17 protein-coding genes are annotated in these 17548 nt (G+C 41.9%); 10 read left to right on the top strand and 7 right to left on the bottom strand.

All coding sequences use genetic code 11. The features are described from left to right. Positions 1–160: 160 nt before the first annotated feature. A complete protein-coding gene (locus ACTG7X_RS00170) occupies positions 161–991 on the bottom strand; it encodes an outer membrane protein assembly factor BamD (protein WP_439256561.1) in 831 nt (276 codons plus the stop codon). 109 nt (positions 992–1100) lie between these two features. On the opposite strand from ACTG7X_RS00170, the gene rluD reads away from it, so the two are divergent. The 6 genes from rluD to ACTG7X_RS00140 all read left to right on the top strand — a co-directional run bounded on the left by rluD (position 1101) and on the right by ACTG7X_RS00140 (position 6399). Then, positions 1101–2087, top strand: a complete 987-nt coding sequence (gene rluD, locus ACTG7X_RS00165) for a 23S rRNA pseudouridine(1911/1915/1917) synthase RluD (RefSeq protein WP_439256560.1) — start codon at positions 1101–1103, stop codon at positions 2085–2087. A gap of 26 nt (positions 2088–2113) precedes the next feature. Continuing rightward, positions 2114–2848 (top strand): peptidoglycan editing factor PgeF, encoded by a 735-nt coding sequence (pgeF, locus tag ACTG7X_RS00160; RefSeq protein ID WP_439256860.1) that lies wholly within the window; start codon positions 2114–2116, stop codon positions 2846–2848. Positions 2849–2946: 98 nt separating this feature from the next. After that, positions 2947–3834 carry a co-chaperone DjlA gene (gene djlA, locus ACTG7X_RS00155; RefSeq protein ID WP_439256559.1) on the top strand — a complete coding sequence of 296 codons (888 nt, stop codon included), beginning with the start codon at positions 2947–2949 and terminating at the stop codon, positions 3832–3834. Positions 3835–3942: 108 nt separating this feature from the next. Next, entirely contained in the window at positions 3943–4710 is a 768-nt protein-coding gene (locus ACTG7X_RS00150; RefSeq protein ID WP_439256558.1) for a hypothetical protein, read from the top strand. Positions 4711–4722: 12 nt separating this feature from the next. Beyond that, positions 4723–5667, top strand: coding sequence for a tRNA dihydrouridine(16) synthase DusC (gene dusC, locus ACTG7X_RS00145; RefSeq protein ID WP_439256557.1), 945 nt, complete (start codon positions 4723–4725; stop codon positions 5665–5667). Between the two features lie 129 nt (positions 5668–5796). Further along, positions 5797–6399: a hypothetical protein gene (locus tag ACTG7X_RS00140; RefSeq protein ID WP_439256556.1), complete on the top strand. Its 603-nt coding sequence runs from the start codon at positions 5797–5799 to the stop codon at positions 6397–6399. Between the two features lie 52 nt (positions 6400–6451). Here ACTG7X_RS00140 and ACTG7X_RS00135 read toward each other — a convergent pair whose 3' ends face one another. Both ACTG7X_RS00135 and ACTG7X_RS00130 read right to left on the bottom strand, forming a co-directional pair. Further along, a complete protein-coding gene (locus ACTG7X_RS00135; protein WP_439256555.1) occupies positions 6452–7243 on the bottom strand; it encodes a TatD family hydrolase in 792 nt (263 codons plus the stop codon). A 54-nt stretch (positions 7244–7297) separates the two neighbouring features. After that, complete coding sequence (locus ACTG7X_RS00130) at positions 7298–7807, bottom strand: peptidylprolyl isomerase (RefSeq protein WP_439256554.1); 510 nt, start codon at positions 7805–7807, stop codon at positions 7298–7300. A 120-nt stretch (positions 7808–7927) separates the two neighbouring features. On the opposite strand from ACTG7X_RS00130, the gene cysS reads away from it, so the two are divergent. Further along, on the top strand, positions 7928–9307 hold the full coding sequence (cysS, locus tag ACTG7X_RS00125) for a cysteine--tRNA ligase (protein WP_439256553.1): 1380 nt from the start codon (positions 7928–7930) through the stop codon (positions 9305–9307). 76 nt (positions 9308–9383) lie between these two features. After that, positions 9384–10949 carry a subtype B tannase gene (locus ACTG7X_RS00120; protein WP_439256552.1) on the top strand — a complete coding sequence of 522 codons (1566 nt, stop codon included), beginning with the start codon at positions 9384–9386 and terminating at the stop codon, positions 10947–10949. A 129-nt stretch (positions 10950–11078) separates the two neighbouring features. On the opposite strand, the gene ACTG7X_RS00115 is transcribed toward ACTG7X_RS00120, so the two are convergent. After that, entirely contained in the window at positions 11079–12338 is a 1260-nt protein-coding gene (locus tag ACTG7X_RS00115; RefSeq protein ID WP_439256551.1) for an HlyC/CorC family transporter, read from the bottom strand. Between the two features lie 80 nt (positions 12339–12418). Then, positions 12419–13180 (bottom strand): cytochrome C assembly family protein, encoded by a 762-nt coding sequence (locus ACTG7X_RS00110; RefSeq protein ID WP_439256859.1) that lies wholly within the window; start codon positions 13178–13180, stop codon positions 12419–12421. 174 nt (positions 13181–13354) lie between these two features. Between ACTG7X_RS00110 and ffh the strand changes: the two genes are divergently transcribed. Continuing rightward, positions 13355–14752 (top strand): signal recognition particle protein, encoded by a 1398-nt coding sequence (ffh, locus tag ACTG7X_RS00105; RefSeq protein WP_439256550.1) that lies wholly within the window; start codon positions 13355–13357, stop codon positions 14750–14752. 181 nt (positions 14753–14933) lie between these two features. Further along, positions 14934–15398, top strand: coding sequence for a surface-adhesin E family protein (locus ACTG7X_RS00100; protein WP_439256549.1), 465 nt, complete (start codon positions 14934–14936; stop codon positions 15396–15398). Between the two features lie 49 nt (positions 15399–15447). Here the strand turns inward: ACTG7X_RS00100 and ACTG7X_RS00095 are convergent, their stop codons facing one another. Next, a complete protein-coding gene (locus tag ACTG7X_RS00095; RefSeq protein WP_439256548.1) occupies positions 15448–15999 on the bottom strand; it encodes a Crp/Fnr family transcriptional regulator in 552 nt (183 codons plus the stop codon). A 182-nt stretch (positions 16000–16181) separates the two neighbouring features. Beyond that, positions 16182–17543, bottom strand: coding sequence for a sulfatase-like hydrolase/transferase (locus ACTG7X_RS00090; protein ID WP_439256547.1), 1362 nt, complete (start codon positions 17541–17543; stop codon positions 16182–16184). Between the last annotated feature and the right edge of the window lie 5 nt (positions 17544–17548).

Raw genomic sequence — 17548 nt, 5'->3', positions numbered from 1 at the left:
AATTATTTCTGAAATGGTGGGTTTAGCTGTTGATGAAATCAAAAAGCTCATGAATTAGGGCTTATTGCTGAAAATACCACTTTTTTCACCGCACTTTCTAACAAACAAAAAGCGGAACCATTCACTACTATGGTTCCGCTTTTTCCTTCAAGCTAATGATTTATTGCGCGGATACGCCAGTGTCATCTTTCTTATCCCAAAACTTCATCCAAGATGGAATACTCAAAAACGGTTCATCTGGTTTTTTCGCTTGTTGAATTTGTTTGCCTTCATTGGCTTTCACCAATGTTGCGGCTTGTTGTTCAAGCTGTGTTAATCCCAATTCGTGATAGGCGTTTTGCATTAATGGCAAGGCCTCTAAGGTAGATTGGGTATCTGGATAGGTTTTCAACATGCCCGTTACACGGTTGGCCACGGCCACCCAAGCCTTGCGTTCGGTGTAGAATCGGGCAATTTCTAATTCGTGGCGAGCGAGATGGTCTTTAATATAGGCCATACGCGCTAAGGCATCTGGTGTATATGGGCTGTTTGGGAAATGCGTGACCAAGGTTTGGAAATTACTAAAAGCCGTTTTCATGGAGGTGCTTTCACGGGTGGCACGGTCGATGCCAAAGAAATCTTGCATAAAGTTATCGCCCATGGAGGTGTTGGTTAAACCCACCATATACAAGGCGTAATCCACATGTTGGCTGTTTGGGAATGTACGCAAGAAACTGTCAGCGGTAGTGATGGCTTTGGTGTAATCTTGGGTTTTATAGGCGGCATAAATAATATTGAGTTTCGCTTGTTCGCTATAAGTGCTACCGGGGAAACGGGTGTCTAAAGCGTCAAAATAACGAATAGCATCAGTATAGCTCCCCTCTTGCGTATAGGTTTGTGCGATGTTAAATAACTCTTGTTCGGAGGCTTGTTCCACTGCTTTGTTACTGGAACAGGCTGAAATGGCTAACGCCGTTAATGCAATAAGTGTGAGCGATTTTAATTTACGCATAGCCTATTAATCCTTTTCTATGTAAAAATGTCATCTTAAGGTACAATATCTGTTATCTCCGTCATATTCTATCTGACATTACAAAATAATTCACGGAATTTTATTCTTTATGGCACAAAATACCAAACAAATTACGCTCTCGGCAGAAGTGCAGCCTGAGCAAATGGGACAACGTTTAGACCAAACCTTGGCGGAATTGTTCCCCGATTATTCACGTTCACGTTTAAAAACTTGGATTGAGGCCGATTTAGTGCGTGTCAATGGTCAGTTATTCAATGTGCCACGACATAAGTTGTTAGGCGGTGAGCAAGTTGAAATTTGTGTAGAAGTGGAAGATGAAACCCATTATACGCCAGAAAATTTGCCGTTGGATATTGTGTATGAAGATGATGATATTTTGGTGATCAATAAACCAAAAGATTTTGTGGTTCATCCTGGGGCGGGCAATCCAAATGGTACGGTGTTAAATGCTCTACTCTATCATTATCCAGCTATTGCTGAAGTGCCACGGGCAGGCATTGTTCACCGTTTGGATAAAGATACCACAGGGCTTATGGTAGTGGCCAAAACCATTCCCGCCCAAACTCAGTTGGTACGGGATTTACAGAAACGTAAAATTACCCGAGAATATGAGGCGGTGGCCTTTGGGGTGATGACCAAAGGGGGAAAGGTGGATCAACCTATGGCTCGCCATGCCACCAAACGCACGTTAATGGCCGTTCACCCCATGGGCAAACCGGCGGTGACCCATTATCGGATTATGGAGCATTTTCGCAATTACACCCGTTTACGCTTGCGCTTAGAAACCGGTCGCACCCATCAAATTCGGGTGCATATGGCGCATATTGCTCACCCGTTATTAGGCGATCAAACCTATGGCGGTCGTCCACGTCCACCGAAAAATGCCACGGAAGCATTTAGTACGGTATTGCGCCATTTTCAGCGTCAAGCCTTGCATGCGGTGATGTTACGCTTAGAACATCCGATCACCCGTGAAACCATGGAATGGCACGCACCGTTGCCAGAGGATTTTGTGGAATTGATCAACGCCCTGAAAGCGGATTATCAGTTGCATAAAGACGAATTGGATTATTAATCATGGCGCAAAAAATCTCACCAAAAATCACCGCACTTTCGCCAAATTGGGACACACCTCATGGCGTGAAAGTCTTTAGCACCACTCGTCAAGGCGGTGTGAGTTTACCACCTTATGACAGCTTTAATCTCGGCGATCATGTGGGAGACGATAAAACTGCGGTGCAAAATAATCGACTTTTATTAACCGAACAGTTAGGCTTGCCGCAGTTTCCGCTGTTTTTAACGCAAACCCATAGCACAAGGGTGATTCAGTTGCCTTATGCGGGTGACGATACCAAAGCGGATGCGGTATATACCCGAGAAAAAAATCAAGTATGCTTAGTCATGACCGCAGATTGTTTGCCCGTGTTATTTTGCACCCGACAAGGTGACGAAGTGGCCGCCGCCCATGCGGGTTGGCGAGGCTTATGTGACGGGATTTTGGAACAAACAATCAGCTATTTTCAAGCGTCGCCAACGGAGATGATGGCTTGGTTCGCCCCCGCCATTGGCCCAACCGCCTTTCAGGTGGGGCAAGAAGTGGTAGATCAATTTGTGGCACTGGATCCTAATGCCCTATCAGCGTTTACTCCTGATCCCGTGAACAATGGGAAATATTATGGCAATCTGTATCAATTAGCCACACAACGCTTACAGAAATTAGGTATCACGCACATTTATGGCGGTGAACATTGTACGTATCGGCAAGCGGAGGATTTTTTCTCTTATCGCCGTGACGGTCAAACAGGACGAATGGCCAGTTTGATTTGGTTTGAATAAAAAAATCATAAAGTGCGGTTGAATTTTTGCCAGGAATCACCATCTAATCAAAAAATCACCGCACTTTTGGTACGCTTTATTAAGGAAAACATATCACAATGAATTTTATCGGTAAACTGTTAGGTTTTTTGATTGGTTATAGATTAGCTGGCGTGTTCGGCGGGATTGCCGGTGCCGTGGTAGGCCATTGGGCAGAGAAAAAATTATATGAATTAGGCACCGTGAGTTCATCCTTTTTTGGTAAGAAAATCACTCGCCAAGCCTTATTTATGCAAACCACCTTTGCGGTGATGGGCCATTTAAGCAAATCCAAAGGCCAAGTCACGCAAGAAGATATTCAGTTAGCCACCAACGTGATGGGGCAATTACAACTTGATGAGGCCAACCGCAAACTGGCTCAACAAGCCTTTAATCGAGGTAAAGAAGCTGATTTTCCATTACGTCAGGTGATCCGTGAATTTCGCTTAGGTTGTGGCCAACGGGCGGATCTCTTGCGGATGTTCCTCAGCATTCAAGTGCAAACCGCTTTCGCTGACGACGAATTACACCAAAATGAAAAAGAAGTATTGCGTATTGTAGCGGAAGAACTGGGCTTATCCTCCATGCAGTTTGAGCAAATGATAATGATGGAATTGGCCCGTCGCCAGTTCTCCAATGGTGGTTTCTATCAACAAGCCTATCAGCAATATCAACAACAGCAACAACAATATCAGGGTGGCTATCAGCAACAAAGCAGTTACCAACGAGGAAATTACGGCTATCAATCTGGCCCAACAGTGGAAGATGCCTATAAAGTGCTTGGGGTCAGCGCCTCTGACGATCAACAAACCATTAAACGTGCCTATCGCCGTTTAATGAACGAAAATCACCCCGATAAATTGGTGTCAAAAGGGTTACCTAAAGAAATGCTTGAAATGGCCAAAGAAAAAGCGCAACAAATTCAAGCCGCTTACGATTTGATTTGTAAGGCGAAAGGCTGGAAGTAATAAAAAAGCCACACAATCAATGTGTGGCCGTTTTACATTCTAAAGGTACACAAGAAAACCCATTTATATTAAGTTCGCTTGCTCCTTGATGTGTTTGATTATACAACTATGATAAATAAAAAACAACAAAATCTACTTGAATTAATTTCGGAACCAAGATTAACTTATTACGAAAAATACTTAAATTGCAAAACAGGTGCGGAAAAGTTAAGTGCCTATTTTGCCTATCAAGAACTATCAAGCTATTTTCTACCCATTATTCAATTAATTGAAATTTCTATGAGAAATGCGCTTGATAGAGAACTCATCCAACTTTACGGCCCTGATTGGTATCTATTTATTCCTCAATCTGATACCTCTAAAAAATTAGTACGACAAGCTACAAGTACATTACCCCAAAATGCGAGCCGAAATGATGTAATTAGCCGACTCACTCTCGGTTTCTGGGTATATATGCTTGATGCAGATTATAGAAATACGTCATTAGATTGTTACATTTGGTCCCCTGATATACAAAGTAATGTATTTCCCTACGCATACAGTCCCTTAAATCCCAAACTCAAAATGTCTGTTAAAGCTATCTTTGATAATTTTCAACGAGTGTTAGATTTGAGAAATAGGTTGTTTCATCACGAACCAATTTGGAAAGCGCACCATTGTAACTCTCATCAAAAAGCCATTAATAACATTCTAAAAAACTATACTTTTTTAAAGAACGTGCTGAAATGGCTTTCTCAAGAAAATTATGATTTAAGCAGTGACACGTTCCAAGACAAATATTTAAAACGAGCATGCCGAATTAAAAATTTAGAAAAAAGGATGTCTAAATTAATGGCATATTTTGATGAAGATTCAACACCTTCCAATACAGAGTAGGACATTATTTCTTTGCGCATTATTCTCGCCCCCATGCAAGGCGTACTGGATCCTTTTGTACGCCAATTACTCACTGAAATCAATGAGTATGATCTGTGCATTTCTGAATTTGTGCGGGTTGTTGATCAGTTATTACCTAGCAAGGTATTTTATCGTCTTGCCCCCGAATTGTCTCATCAGGGATATACGCCATCAGGCACACCCGTGCGGGTGCAATTACTCGGTCAACACCCGCAATGGTTAGCCGAAAATGCCAATCGGGCCATAGAATTAGGCTCCCATGGTATTGATTTAAATTGTGGTTGCCCATCAAAAACCGTTAATGGTAGCCATGGCGGTGCCAGTTTGCTGAAAAATCCGGAATTAATTTATCAAGCGACGCTCGCCTTACGCCAAGCTGTACCATGCCATTTGCCTGTGAGCGTCAAAGTGCGGTTAGGTTGGGACGATATTTCACAAGCCCTAGAAATTGCAGAGGCAGTGCAACAAGGGGGCGCCACGGAAATCACCATTCATGGCCGCACCAAAGCGGATGGCTACCGTGCCGATCGGATTAATTGGCAAAAAATCGGTGAAGTTCGGGCAAAATTGCGTATTCCTGTGATTGCCAATGGTGAAATTTGGCATTATCAAGATGCGCAACGTTGTCTGACCATGACGGGTTGTCAAGATGTCATGATTGGGCGTGGCGCATTAACGATTCCGAACCTCAGCTATGTGTTAAAGTATAACCAAGCAAAATCAAGTTGGTCTTCCATTCTGTCCCTGTTGCAAAAATATGCCAACATAGAAAATCAACATGATTCGGGGTTTTATCATGTTGCCCGCATTAAGCAATGGCTACACTATCTAAACAAAGAATATGCCGAGGCAAGTGTTGTGTTTGAGCAGATTAAAACCTGTCAAACGGCGGAAGATTTACGCTTACGATTGGAAAATATCGCCAAAATCGAATAAAAAACAATCAAACAGGTAACCAATGTGAACCAATTTCTTAAATCATTGCCTTAGTGAGGACGGAATAGCACGCCTTACCCAAATTCAGAGTGTAAGGTGATTTTTACTTTTTAATTAGGATTATATTAAATGAACAAATTGACCAAAATCAGTGCAGTATCATTATTTGCGTTATGTTTCACTGCTTGTGACAAACCGGCAGAAAAAGCCCCACAAGCGACTCAACCACAACAAACGACACAACAATCAGCGCCGCAAAACAAGCAAGTGACCTTAACGGTAAGCGAGCAAAATATTGATGATGTGAAAAAACTCTTAGCTTGGGACGCGCAACAAATTGAATTTTTAAAAACGCCACAAGACCAGTTAAAAGTGGCGACGGAAGCCAAAGATGTGGCGAAAATTCAGGATGCCTTAACACAATTAAACGAACTGGTGCAAAAAGTGTTGGCCGATTCGGATAAATTGGATATTAAAGATGAAACTGTCAATTTATTAAAAGATAAAGCGAAAGAGAATCTGCTCTTATCCCTCTATTTTGTGAACGAATCTTTTGCTTATTTAATTCAAGGTAAACAACCCAACGAGGAAGAAAAACAAAAATTAAGTAACATTTATCAACATTTAACCGCCTCTTCCCAAGAACTACAACAGATTCGTGAGAAACTTTATAAAATAATCGCATCAAAACAAGCACAAGCGCAACCCGCTCAAGAACCAGCTAAAAAATAACCGCAGTTTTATGCAATGACAAGGTCAGGCAATCACCTGACTTTTTGTTTTTCTAAATCTGACCAAACAAAGCCACTGAATTTTGCCAAATCTGTTGTTGAATCACCCTTGGCGATTCTGGGCGAAGTTGACAGAGCTGTTCGAACACTTGTACTACTCGCTCCGGTCGATTCGGTTGGCCTTGATACCCAAACACGGGCATATCAGGGCTGTCGGTTTCTAACAACAAGGCATCAAGGGGCAATTTGGCAATCGTTTGGCGAGTTTTATTAGCGCGTGCATAGGTAATCGTACCGCCCACACCGATTTTATAACCGAGATCCACAAAGCGCTTGGCTTGTGTATAACTGCCCGCAAAGCCATGAATCACCCCGCACTTTGGCAGTTGAATACGTTTCAAAAACGGGAAAAGTTGATCATGTGCTTTGCGACTGTGTAAATTCACGGGTAACTGATATTGTTTAGCCAGCTGTAATTGCGCCTCTAAAAAATCGCATTGCTTACGCCATAAGGGATCCTCAATTAATTCTGGCACGGCTCGCTCTAACCCAATTTCCGCCACGGCCGTTAAGTTTTTGGCTGGTTGACGAAGTTGCTGATGTAATAAATCTAAATCGGCACGCTGATGTTGTTGAATATATAAGGGATGTAGCCCTAAACCATAATAAAGGTTATCGGGGAAAAGTGCGGTAATTTTTTCAAGAGTTTCGAAATTCTGTTGCGATACCGCCACCATCAGCATTTTTTGCACGCCCGCCTGTTGCGCATTCTGCACCAACTGCGACAATGTTTCGCCGGTGTCTTGCTGCAAATAATCAAGGTGAGCGTGGGTGTCAAAAAACATCGTTTACAAAATCCCCAAAATAACGGGCGGATACATTGCTCCGCCCTATCTACCTTATTCTACGGTCACCGACGTAATCACCACATCTTCTTTCGGAACATCTTGGTGAAAACCTGCATTGCCCGTTTTGACGCCTTTGATTTTATCCACCACGTCCATGCCCTCAACCACTTCACCAAATACCGCATAACCCCATTCTTGCACCACTTCTTTGCCAAACATTTCTTTTGAACGGTAATCTAAGAACGTATTATCCGCCACGTTAATAAAAAATTGTGAACTGGCGGAATGCGGATCGCTAGTACGTGCCATAGCCAAGGTGCCACGTTTATTGCTTAAACGGTTATTGGCTTCATTTTTAATCGGCGCATTGGTGGCTTTTTCACGTAAACCGCTTTCCATGCCACCGCCTTGAATCATAAAACCATCAATCACACGGTGGAAAATTGTGTTATTATAGAAACCAGATTTGCAGTAATCTTCAAAGTTTTTGGCCGTGATCGGTGCTTTTTCAAAATTTAACGCAATTTTAATGTCGCCGAAATTAGTATGTAATGTAATCATTGTGTTTTCCTTGTTAAGTAAATATTTTGCTGGAGCATTATTCCATAAAATGCCGTCTAGTGCTATGCTTAACCTAAAAATAAGTCCCCTCTCCCCTTGGGAGAGTATATAGGAAATAATATGTTAAAAATTTTCAACACCCTCACTCGAGAAAAAGAACAATTTAAACCCATCAATCCGAATAAAATCGGCATGTATGTGTGTGGCGTGACGGTTTACGATCTATGCCATTTTGGACACGGTCGTACCTTTGTGTCCTTTGATGTGATTGTGCGTTATTTACGCTATTTGGGCTATGATGTCCGTTATGTGCGCAACATCACTGATGTCGACGACAAAATCATTAAACGTGCCTTAGAAAATAATGAAACTTGTGATGAATTAGTCGCTCGCATGATCAAGGAAATGCACCAAGATTTTGATGCGTTAAACATTTTACGCCCTGATATTGAGCCTCGAGCCACGCAACATATCAGCGAAATTATTGCCATGGTGCAAAGTCTGATTGAACGCCAACATGCTTATGTGGCGGAAGATGGTGACGTGATGTTTGATGTGGAAAGTTTTCAGCAATACGGGCGTTTATCTCGCCAAAATTTGGAACAATTACAAGCCGGCGCCAGAGTGGAAATTAAGTCCGTAAAACGTAATCCTATGGATTTTGTGTTATGGAAAATGTCGAAACCCAACGAGCCAAGTTGGGACAGTCCTTGGGGGAAAGGTCGCCCCGGTTGGCATATTGAATGCTCCGCCATGAACAGCAAAGAATTGGGTCATCATTTTGATATTCACGGGGGCGGTTCGGATTTAATGTTCCCACACCATGAAAATGAAATTGCGCAATCTTGCTGCGCCCATGATGGCGACTATGTGAATTATTGGCTACATACGGGCATGTTGACAATTAACGAAGAAAAAATGTCAAAATCCCTCAATAACTTCTTCACTATTCGAGATATTTTAAGCAAATACGACAGCGAAAGTGTACGTTATTTTTTCTTAACGGCGCAATATCGTAGTCTTTTAGATTACAGCGAAGAAAATATTGGCTTGGCACGAAAAGCCTTAGAGCGGCTTTATACGGCCTTACGTGGCTGTGAAACCGATCTCAGCTTGGAAACCGAAGATCCGTATGTTGTTGCGTTTAAAGAGGCAATGAATGATGACTTTAATACCCCCGGTGCCTTGGCCGTCTTATTTGAATTAGCCCGTGAAATCAATAAATTAAAAACCGAAAATCTGGCGCAAGCGAATCAACTGGCGAGCCGATTAAAACAACTGGCCGGCGTATTAGGATTATTACAACAGGATCCTGCCCTCTTTTTACAAGGCGATAATGCGGATGATGAAGTGACTAAAATTGAAGCCTTAATCAAACAACGCAATGATGCCCGTGCCGCCAAAGATTGGCCTACCGCAGACGCCGCCCGCAATGCTTTAACCGCCATGGGCGTGGTGTTGGAAGATGGGGCAAATGGTACCACGTGGCGAAAAGCCTAAACTAAATTGAACTCGAGGCGTAAAGTGCGGTCGAAAACGACAACATTTTACGTCTTTTTTCTACTCGGAGAACATCATGAAATTATCAAAAATTAGCACCGCACTTTTCGCCGGCAGTTTAGTCGCTGGCAGTTTAGCCACGCAAGTTTTTGCGGCGCCACCGGCACAAAAAAATCCATTGGCCGATTTACCTTATGCCAATAAAACCGACAAGGGTTACAACCTTGAATTCGACGGCACCCATTACACCACGGCAACCGCCACCGTGAATGGTAAAGACATTATTTACCGTGCCTACGAAAAAATTGTGTATGTGGCCAATCCTGTGGAACCAGACTACCAAACCTTAAATTTCTATGTGCCAGAAGAATATTATCAAGGCAAAGACATTAATGGCTACAATGCCAAAACCGCCCCGATATTCTTACCTAATGCTATTGGTGGTTACATGCCTGCCATGGCAGCCGCAGCAAGCCAAGCCGGTCACGGTGGCAAAACCAGCACGATTTTACAAGCCCTTGAACGTGGTTATGTGGTGGCAAGCGTCGGTGCTCGTGGACGCACGCTCAAACAAGGCGACACCTATACGGGCAAAGCCCCAACTGTGATTGTAGATTTGAAATCTGCAGTACGTTATTTACACGCCAACGACGCCAATATGCCAGGTGATGCCAATAAAATCATCTCAAACGGCACCAGTGCCGGTGGTGCCATGTCTGCATTACTCGGTGCCAGTGGCGACAGTGCAGATTACAACCGCTTATTAAAAGAAATAGGTGCCGTCAATGCCAGTGATGCCATCTTTGCGGTATCCGCCTATTGCCCAATTACCAATTTAGAACATGCGGATGCCGCCTATGAATGGGAATTCAACGGATTACATCAGTATAGCCGTATGGACATGAGCAAATTGGACGCCAAAAGTTTTAATGACCGCTCCATGAAACAAGCGGTGGTTGAGGGCGAATTAACCGCAGATCAAATTAACATTTCCGATCAATTAAAAGCGCAATTCCCCGATTATCTTAACAGCTTGCAACTAAAAGATAGCGACGGCCAAGCATTAACCTTAGATAAAGCGGGCAACGGCACATTCCGTCATTACGTCGAAAATGCCTTAGTACAATCCGCTAATCAGGCGTTAACAGGCTTAACCGAAGAAGAGAAAAAAGCCTTTATGGCCAAATATAAAGGCCTAAGCTATAGCAATGAAAACGTCAGTACGGTGAATCTAGCCGAATTTGTCACCAACAAAAAACGCATGAAATCCCCGCCAGCCTTTGACGCATTAGATTTAAGTTCTGGCGAAAATGATGAATTTGGCACCGCCACCGTGCAAGCCTTACACTTTACGCCATACAGTTTAAAACACAGCACCGTCAACGGTGGTATGGCGGATGCCGAAAACATCAAATTACTCAACGCCATGAACTACACCGATAACAGCAAGGCCGCGCCACATTGGCGTATTCGTGTCGGCGCCGAGGACTACGACACCTCCCATGCCATTTCCGCCATGCTTGCGGTGAAATTGCGCATGTCAGGCAAAAATGTCGACTACGCTTTACCTTGGGGCGTGGGCCATGCGGGCGATTATGATTTAGCTGAATTGTTTGACTGGATTGATGGGATTGCTAAATAAACAAAATTCCCTTGATAAACGCAAGGGAACTCAATTTATTATACAATCAAGATAGACGTGAGTTATTTCGTTATTAAACCTTTAACTGAATTTGAGGGGAGAACAACACTCCCCTTTTATATTCAATCCTTATACTTTCACCACTTTCGCCTGTTTCACCATATTATCCGCCACTTCTAACACCGTGACTTTCAGGCCGTTCAATTCAAATTCAGCCCCTTCGTCGGGAATATCTTCCAAATGCTCCAAAATCAAGCCGTTAAACGTGCGAGCCTCGTCGGTATCTAAATTCCAATCAAATAATTTATTTAAATCTCGAATATTGGTAGATCCCTCAATGAGAATGGATCCATCCGATTGAGCGGTGACTTCTTCTTCAATAGAGGGGGCGGTTGAGGTGGTAAATTCCCCCACAATTTCTTCCAAAATATCTTCAAGGGTGACTAAACCTTTAATATCCCCATATTCATCCACCACTAGACCAACACGTTCCTTGTTATTACGGAAATTCAATAATTGAGCGGTCAATGCGGTGCCCTCTGGGATAAAATAAATCTCATCCACAGCACGAATTAGGGTTTCTTTGGTAAATTCATTTTTATCTAACATCAAGCGGTAGGCCTCTCGCACTCGCAAAATGCCCAGCACATTTTCATCCATATTGCCTTTATACAACACCACTCGGCTATGTGCGGCATGATTTAACTGACGCATAATGGATTTCCAATCATCATCAATATCAATCCCTGCAATATCATTGCGTGGCACCATAATATCGTCCACCGAGACTTCTTCTAAATCGAGAATTGACAACAACATTTCTTGGTGAGCAGAGGGAATAAATTTGCCACTTTCATTCACAATAGAACGCAATTCTTCCGCATTAATATGATTGCCTTTGACCTCTGTTTTCAGCCCCGTGATCTTAATTAAGGCTTTAATAATCAGGTTCATCAAGAACACTAACGGCGTAAATAATTTCATTAATGGCGAAAGCAAATGACTGGATAAAAAGGCGACTTTTTCCGGATAAAGGGCTGCCACGGTTTTTGGATAGATTTCCGCAAACACCAACATCACAAAAGTCAACGCTCCAGTGGCAATCGCCACCCCTGCATCACCATATAAACGCATACCAATAATCGTCGCTAAGGCGGAGGCGGAAATATTGACTAGATTATTACAAATTAAAATCAAGCTAAGGAGTTTATCGGTTTTTTTCAGCAAATTTTCCGCTTTTTTGGCACCTTTATGCCCTTTTTCCGCTAAATAACGCATGCGGTAACGGTTAGCGGATAACAAGCCTGTTTCCGAACTGGAAAAATACCCTGAAAGGATTAATAAAATGAAAAGAATAATAAATAAGGTACTAAGGGGAATACTGTCCAAAGGTTGTTCCTTGTGTTCGTTCATCAAATAAGTGCGGTGAAAAATCTCGTTTTTTTATACCGCACTTCCAATTTTCCCACTTACGCTGGGAAAAATTTGCTGCCAAAATAAGCAATCGTCAGCAATATCATACCTGAGATCGTAAAAATGATCATTCTTTTTCCACGCCAATGCCATTTCCAATGCCCAACCAATGGGATACCAAAAGCAATCCAAGCAAATAGCGAAAACACGGCTTTATGAATATTGCTTAACTGCAACGCATGCAATAAATGATAGGTGCCAGTGCATAAGATAATAGTTAATAAAATTTCTCCACTTAACATCACTCGGAAAAAATGGCGTTCTACTAACATTAACGGCGGTAAATCAGATGACGGCAAGGCTTTTTTGCGTTTTAAATGGCGATCCAACCACGCAATTTGCATGCTGTACAACATAGCGATAAAACAGACCGCATAAGCTAACATGGAAATCAGAATATGGAGCAATAAATTAACCTGTAAATGCACAATTTGGCTCGGGATAAATTCCGTCATTAACAAATTAATCAAAGCAAAAGCATACACAATCGGTGACACAAAAGCCAAGGTTCGTACATTCCAGAGCATGGGTACCGTGCTTAACAAGGCAATAAAGAAACTCATTAAGGAACTGACTTCAAGTAAAGAAATATCGGCACCTAACGTCAAGTGTGTAAATAGTTCAGAAAAACTTAAATAATGACAAATCACCGCTAAAAAGGCGGTGCATAAAAACAGCGTTCTTTTCGGTTTGGTTTGCCCATCAATTTTCAGCAACATCGGCATAATCAGCAAGATATTGAAACTGTAAAACAGCATGGCAAAAATAGCATACGGCGGTGTTGTCAATTTATTTCGTCCTTTGTTTGTGCAAAATAATGATTCATTTTAACCGTGCTAAATTGAAATATCAATTAGAGACTGCCTTTGCTAGTGAAAACAAGGAAATTCAGGTATAATCGGGGAAATTTTTTGTGAAGACGAGAACGAAATATGTTTGAAAATTTATCCGACCGCCTGTCGAAAACCCTACGTAATATTACGGGTAAAGGGCGTTTAACCGAAGACAATATTAAAGATACCTTACGTGAAGTCCGCATGGCATTGCTCGAGGCCGACGTTGCTTTGCCTGTGGTGCGTGAATTTATCAATAAAGTGAAAGAGCGTGCTATCGGTGAAGAAGTCAATAAAAGCCTAACACCCGGACAAGAATTTCTAAAAATCGTACAAAGTGAATTAGAAAGTGCCATGGGGCAAGCCAACGAAGAATTAAATCTTGCTACCCAACCGCCAGCGGTCATTTTAATGGCGGGGTTACAAGGGGCGGGTAAAACCACTTCCGTTGGTAAATTGGCGAAATTTTTAAAAGAACGGCATAAGAAAAAAGTATTAGTCGTGTCAGCTGACGTATATCGTCCGGCGGCGATTAAACAGCTTGAAACCTTAGCTCAATCGGTGGGCGTAGATTTCTTCCCCTCTGATGTCAAACAAAATCCAGTCGAAATTGCCAAAACCGCTAAAGCCGATGCGAAATTAAAATTCTATGACGTATTGATTGTGGATACGGCAGGTCGCTTGCATGTTGACGGTGAGATGATGGAAGAAATTAAGCAAATTCACACCGCACTTGAACCGATTGAAACCCTGTTTACCGTGGATGCCATGACAGGTCAAGATGCAGCCAATACCGCCAAAGCCTTTAATGAGGCCTTGCCACTCACAGGGGTAATCTTAACCAAAGTAGATGGTGATGCTCGTGGTGGTGCCGCTTTATCTATTCGTCAAATTACCGGTAAACCGATTAAATTCTTAGGGGTAGGTGAAAAAACTGAGGCGTTAGAACCTTTCCACCCAGAACGTGTAGCGTCACGTATTTTAGGGATGGGTGATGTCCTTTCTTTAATCGAAGATTTACAACGTTCCGTTGACCAAGAAAAAGCCGAAAAAATGGCGAAGAAATTCAAAAAGGGCGATCAATTTACCCTTGAAGATTTCCGTGAACAACTGATCGAAATGAAAAAAATGGGCGGTATGATGTCGATGTTAGACAAACTCCCTGGGGCAAAAAACTTGCCTGATCATGTTAAAAATCAAGTAGATGATAAAATGTTTATCAAAATGGAAGCGATCATCAATTCCATGACCTTAAAAGAACGAGCTAACCCCGACATTATCAAAGGCTCACGCCGTCGCCGTATTGCCTTAGGTTCAGGCACGCAAGTGCAAGATGTCAATAAATTACTCAAACAATTTGACGATATGCAACGCATGATGAAAAAAATGCGTAGTGGTGGTATGTCAAAAATGATGAAAGGCATGAAAGGCTTAATGGGCGGTGGCATGGGAGGACTGGGTGGTCTTGGCGGTTTAGGAGGGATATTAAAACGCTAAATGCCTGTTCTCTCGGCTTAGAGTGCGGTGAAAAATCGACGAATTTTCTACCGCACTTTTCATTTATGTAGATTTATCCTACAATGAAAATAAATAAAAAACGTCACATTTACGGGAAATGTGCCATAATAGACTGAAAAGTAGCATTGAATTTCTTACTACCTAGCACTAAGGAGATTATATGAAAAAAGTTATTTTATTACTCACTGCGTTTATCATCAGTGCTTGTAGCAATTCCGAAGAACGGCAAGCGTTAATTAACGGTGAACAACTAGATACCCCACAAAAAACCGAAGTCGGTTTTATTCGCTTGTCACAAAATTCACAATATTATGTGGATACCTCTTCTATTTGGGTGGACAGTAGCAAAAATAATCTGATTAATTTCGACACGGTGATTAATTTACACATTGGCCATCGCATTTTTGAAGATAAAAACCTGATGACCAAATCAGTACGCCAACACAAAGTGTTAGATTGTCAAACCAACACCATGAAACACACAGGATCGCATTTATATTCCGATTTCTGGGGTGAAGGAACGGTGTTTACACCGAAAAAATATCGTGAACATCAAGTGAAACCACGTGATGGATCAACCCTTGGTACGGTGGCACAAGTGATGTGTGCGAATTTTTATCATTAATGATATTAGCTTGTAGTATAAACTATACTACAAGCTAGTACTGTCAAATTTAAATTATTCCTTTTCTTTTTAGCTCTTGATTTATCCTGATCTCTGTTTCTGTCTCACATCCTGAGAATTCAGCAATTTCACGATGTGTCCAAGCATATTCTGGAAATGCTTTTTTAAGATACATAATGCTGTCAGCAACACGATCTAGACTACGAGTATAAGATGCTTTGGCTAAACGTTGCTCCGCCTCCTGTAACTCATCTGCTAGTTGAATTATCAAATGGTGGACGAAATCAGGATTCGACGTAATAAAAGCAGATAAATCACGTAATTCAATTTTCTCTAACACCGCATCTTGCAATACTTTAGCACTACAATGGTAACTATCATGACTAAACAAGGTACGAAAGCCAAAGTAGTCACCCGCTTGATAAATACGTAACAAACTTTCTTTTCCATTTTCCAATAAATGGAATAAACCAATTAAACCACTTTTAACATAATAAAATTCGGTTGCTCGCTGACCTTGACTGTAAATGACAGTCGTTTTTTCTTGTATTTCAGATTGCGATAACTTGCAATTTTTCAATTCGTTCGGTAAAAAATCCATTTTTTCTTTATCATCTCATTGGTTGCCATTATTACTAAAATAAATAATATTAAAGATTCCACTAAAAACACACAGTTAAATCATAAATTTGTGAGCAAGCTCACATTTCTTTTTAAATTTTTGTGAAAAAATCACCACAAATTTCAACTAGGTGGTGCTTTTTTGAAAAAAAATCGGATCGATTACACCGCAGGTAAAATCGTTGGTCTCGCTTCTTTCGCAATCGCTAAATGCTGACACAGTTTTTCACGCAACTCAATTCTTGCCGTTTCATAATTCGGATCTTTGACTAAATTTGTCAACTCATACGGGTCTTTTTCCAAGTCATACAGAAAATCTTCTTGATACACATCACTTGCCGCATATTCTCCCCCGTTTTTATTCGGTGCAAACACGCTGTAAAGGTATTTTTCGGTACGAATGCAACGCCCCACTCGGCTTTCGCTGATTTGAGCAAAGACTTCATTTAAACGGTTTGGATCCTTGTGTTCCACCACGTTTTGCAAATTTTCACCGATCATTTTATCGCCCACATCAATGCCTGCCATTGCCAAGAAAGTTTTTGGTAGACTGGCGGTACTCACCAAATCTTTAATGCGTTTGCCGCCTTTGTATGCACCACCTGTAATCACCAGTGGCACGTGCATTGCGGAAGAATGGCAAGAACGTTTGTAATCATCATAGCCGTTGAGATTTTCATCTCGGTTACGGGTCATAAAATGCGAACCGTGATCGGATGCGAATATAATAATGGTGTTGTCATATAAGCCTTTTTCTTTGAGTTTCTCAATGACTCGAGCGAGATTATCATCCAAACGGCGACAGCAACCGAGATAATCAGGGTACATTTCTGCGGCATTGCCTTTTAACACATCCAGATCGTGCGGAAGTTGGAAATTTTTAAACCGCACTTTTGAACCTTCAGGACCTTCGTAACAATGGTGATCGTTTTGGTGGTGCGGTTCAATATGGGAAATGGTCATAAAGAACGGTTTTTCACCGTTGTATTGATCCAAATACTCCAAGGCATAATCAGTGATACAATCTACCCGATAGCCTTTAAATTCGCATTTATTCATATTTTCATCAAATACAAAGCCGTCATAACCGTGCGACGTAAATTCCAACACATCTGCCGCACGCCAAAAGCCTTTGTAACCGCCCCGTCGTTCAGGGGGAATGGCGGTGACGGTGTAATCAATTTCAGGGGCTTTTTCCAGTTCGCCATCGCTGGCTAAATGCCATTTGCCCACATAAGCGGTGTCGTAGCCGTCTTCGGTGAAATAATCCGCCAAGGTTTTAATATTCAATGGCAAGGCGACATTATTGCGAAAACAGCCTGTTTGGGTTGGATATAAACCCGATTGGAAAATGGAGCGGCAAGGTCCACACACAGGTTGTGATGAATAGGCTTGCTCGAACACCACGCCATCTTCGGCTAATTTGTCTAAGGTCGGCGTAATATCAAGGGGTTGACCATATACCCCCACGGTGTCCCAACGTTGTTGATCGGTAAAATAGAATAAAATATTCGGTTTGCTCATAATAG

Source organism: Lonepinella sp. BR2271 (genome assembly GCF_051851515.1).
GTDB lineage: Bacteria > Pseudomonadota > Gammaproteobacteria > Enterobacterales > Pasteurellaceae > Lonepinella.
This window is presented reverse-complemented; position numbering and strand designations above follow the sequence as displayed.

What these genes read in the sequence shown, in the direction of transcription:
- ACTG7X_RS00170 (WP_439256561.1), bottom strand. Translation starts at nt 991, where the DNA reads ATGCGTAAATTAAAATCGCTCACACTTATTGCATTAACGGCGTTAGCC.
- rluD (WP_439256560.1), top strand. Translation starts at nt 1,101, where the DNA reads ATGGCACAAAATACCAAACAAATTACGCTCTCGGCAGAAGTGCAGCCT.
- djlA (WP_439256559.1), top strand. Translation starts at nt 2,947, where the DNA reads ATGAATTTTATCGGTAAACTGTTAGGTTTTTTGATTGGTTATAGATTA.
- ACTG7X_RS00150 (WP_439256558.1), top strand. Translation starts at nt 3,943, where the DNA reads ATGATAAATAAAAAACAACAAAATCTACTTGAATTAATTTCGGAACCA.
- ACTG7X_RS00140 (WP_439256556.1), top strand. Translation starts at nt 5,797, where the DNA reads ATGAACAAATTGACCAAAATCAGTGCAGTATCATTATTTGCGTTATGT.
- ACTG7X_RS00135 (WP_439256555.1), bottom strand. Translation starts at nt 7,243, where the DNA reads ATGTTTTTTGACACCCACGCTCACCTTGATTATTTGCAGCAAGACACC.
- ACTG7X_RS00130 (WP_439256554.1), bottom strand. Translation starts at nt 7,807, where the DNA reads ATGATTACATTACATACTAATTTCGGCGACATTAAAATTGCGTTAAAT.
- cysS (WP_439256553.1), top strand. Translation starts at nt 7,928, where the DNA reads ATGTTAAAAATTTTCAACACCCTCACTCGAGAAAAAGAACAATTTAAA.
- ACTG7X_RS00120 (WP_439256552.1), top strand. Translation starts at nt 9,384, where the DNA reads ATGAAATTATCAAAAATTAGCACCGCACTTTTCGCCGGCAGTTTAGTC.
- ACTG7X_RS00110 (WP_439256859.1), bottom strand. Translation starts at nt 13,180, where the DNA reads ATGCTGTTTTACAGTTTCAATATCTTGCTGATTATGCCGATGTTGCTG.
- ffh (WP_439256550.1), top strand. Translation starts at nt 13,355, where the DNA reads ATGTTTGAAAATTTATCCGACCGCCTGTCGAAAACCCTACGTAATATT.
- ACTG7X_RS00100 (WP_439256549.1), top strand. Translation starts at nt 14,934, where the DNA reads ATGAAAAAAGTTATTTTATTACTCACTGCGTTTATCATCAGTGCTTGT.
- ACTG7X_RS00095 (WP_439256548.1), bottom strand. Translation starts at nt 15,999, where the DNA reads ATGGATTTTTTACCGAACGAATTGAAAAATTGCAAGTTATCGCAATCT.
- ACTG7X_RS00090 (WP_439256547.1), bottom strand. Translation starts at nt 17,543, where the DNA reads ATGAGCAAACCGAATATTTTATTCTATTTTACCGATCAACAACGTTGG.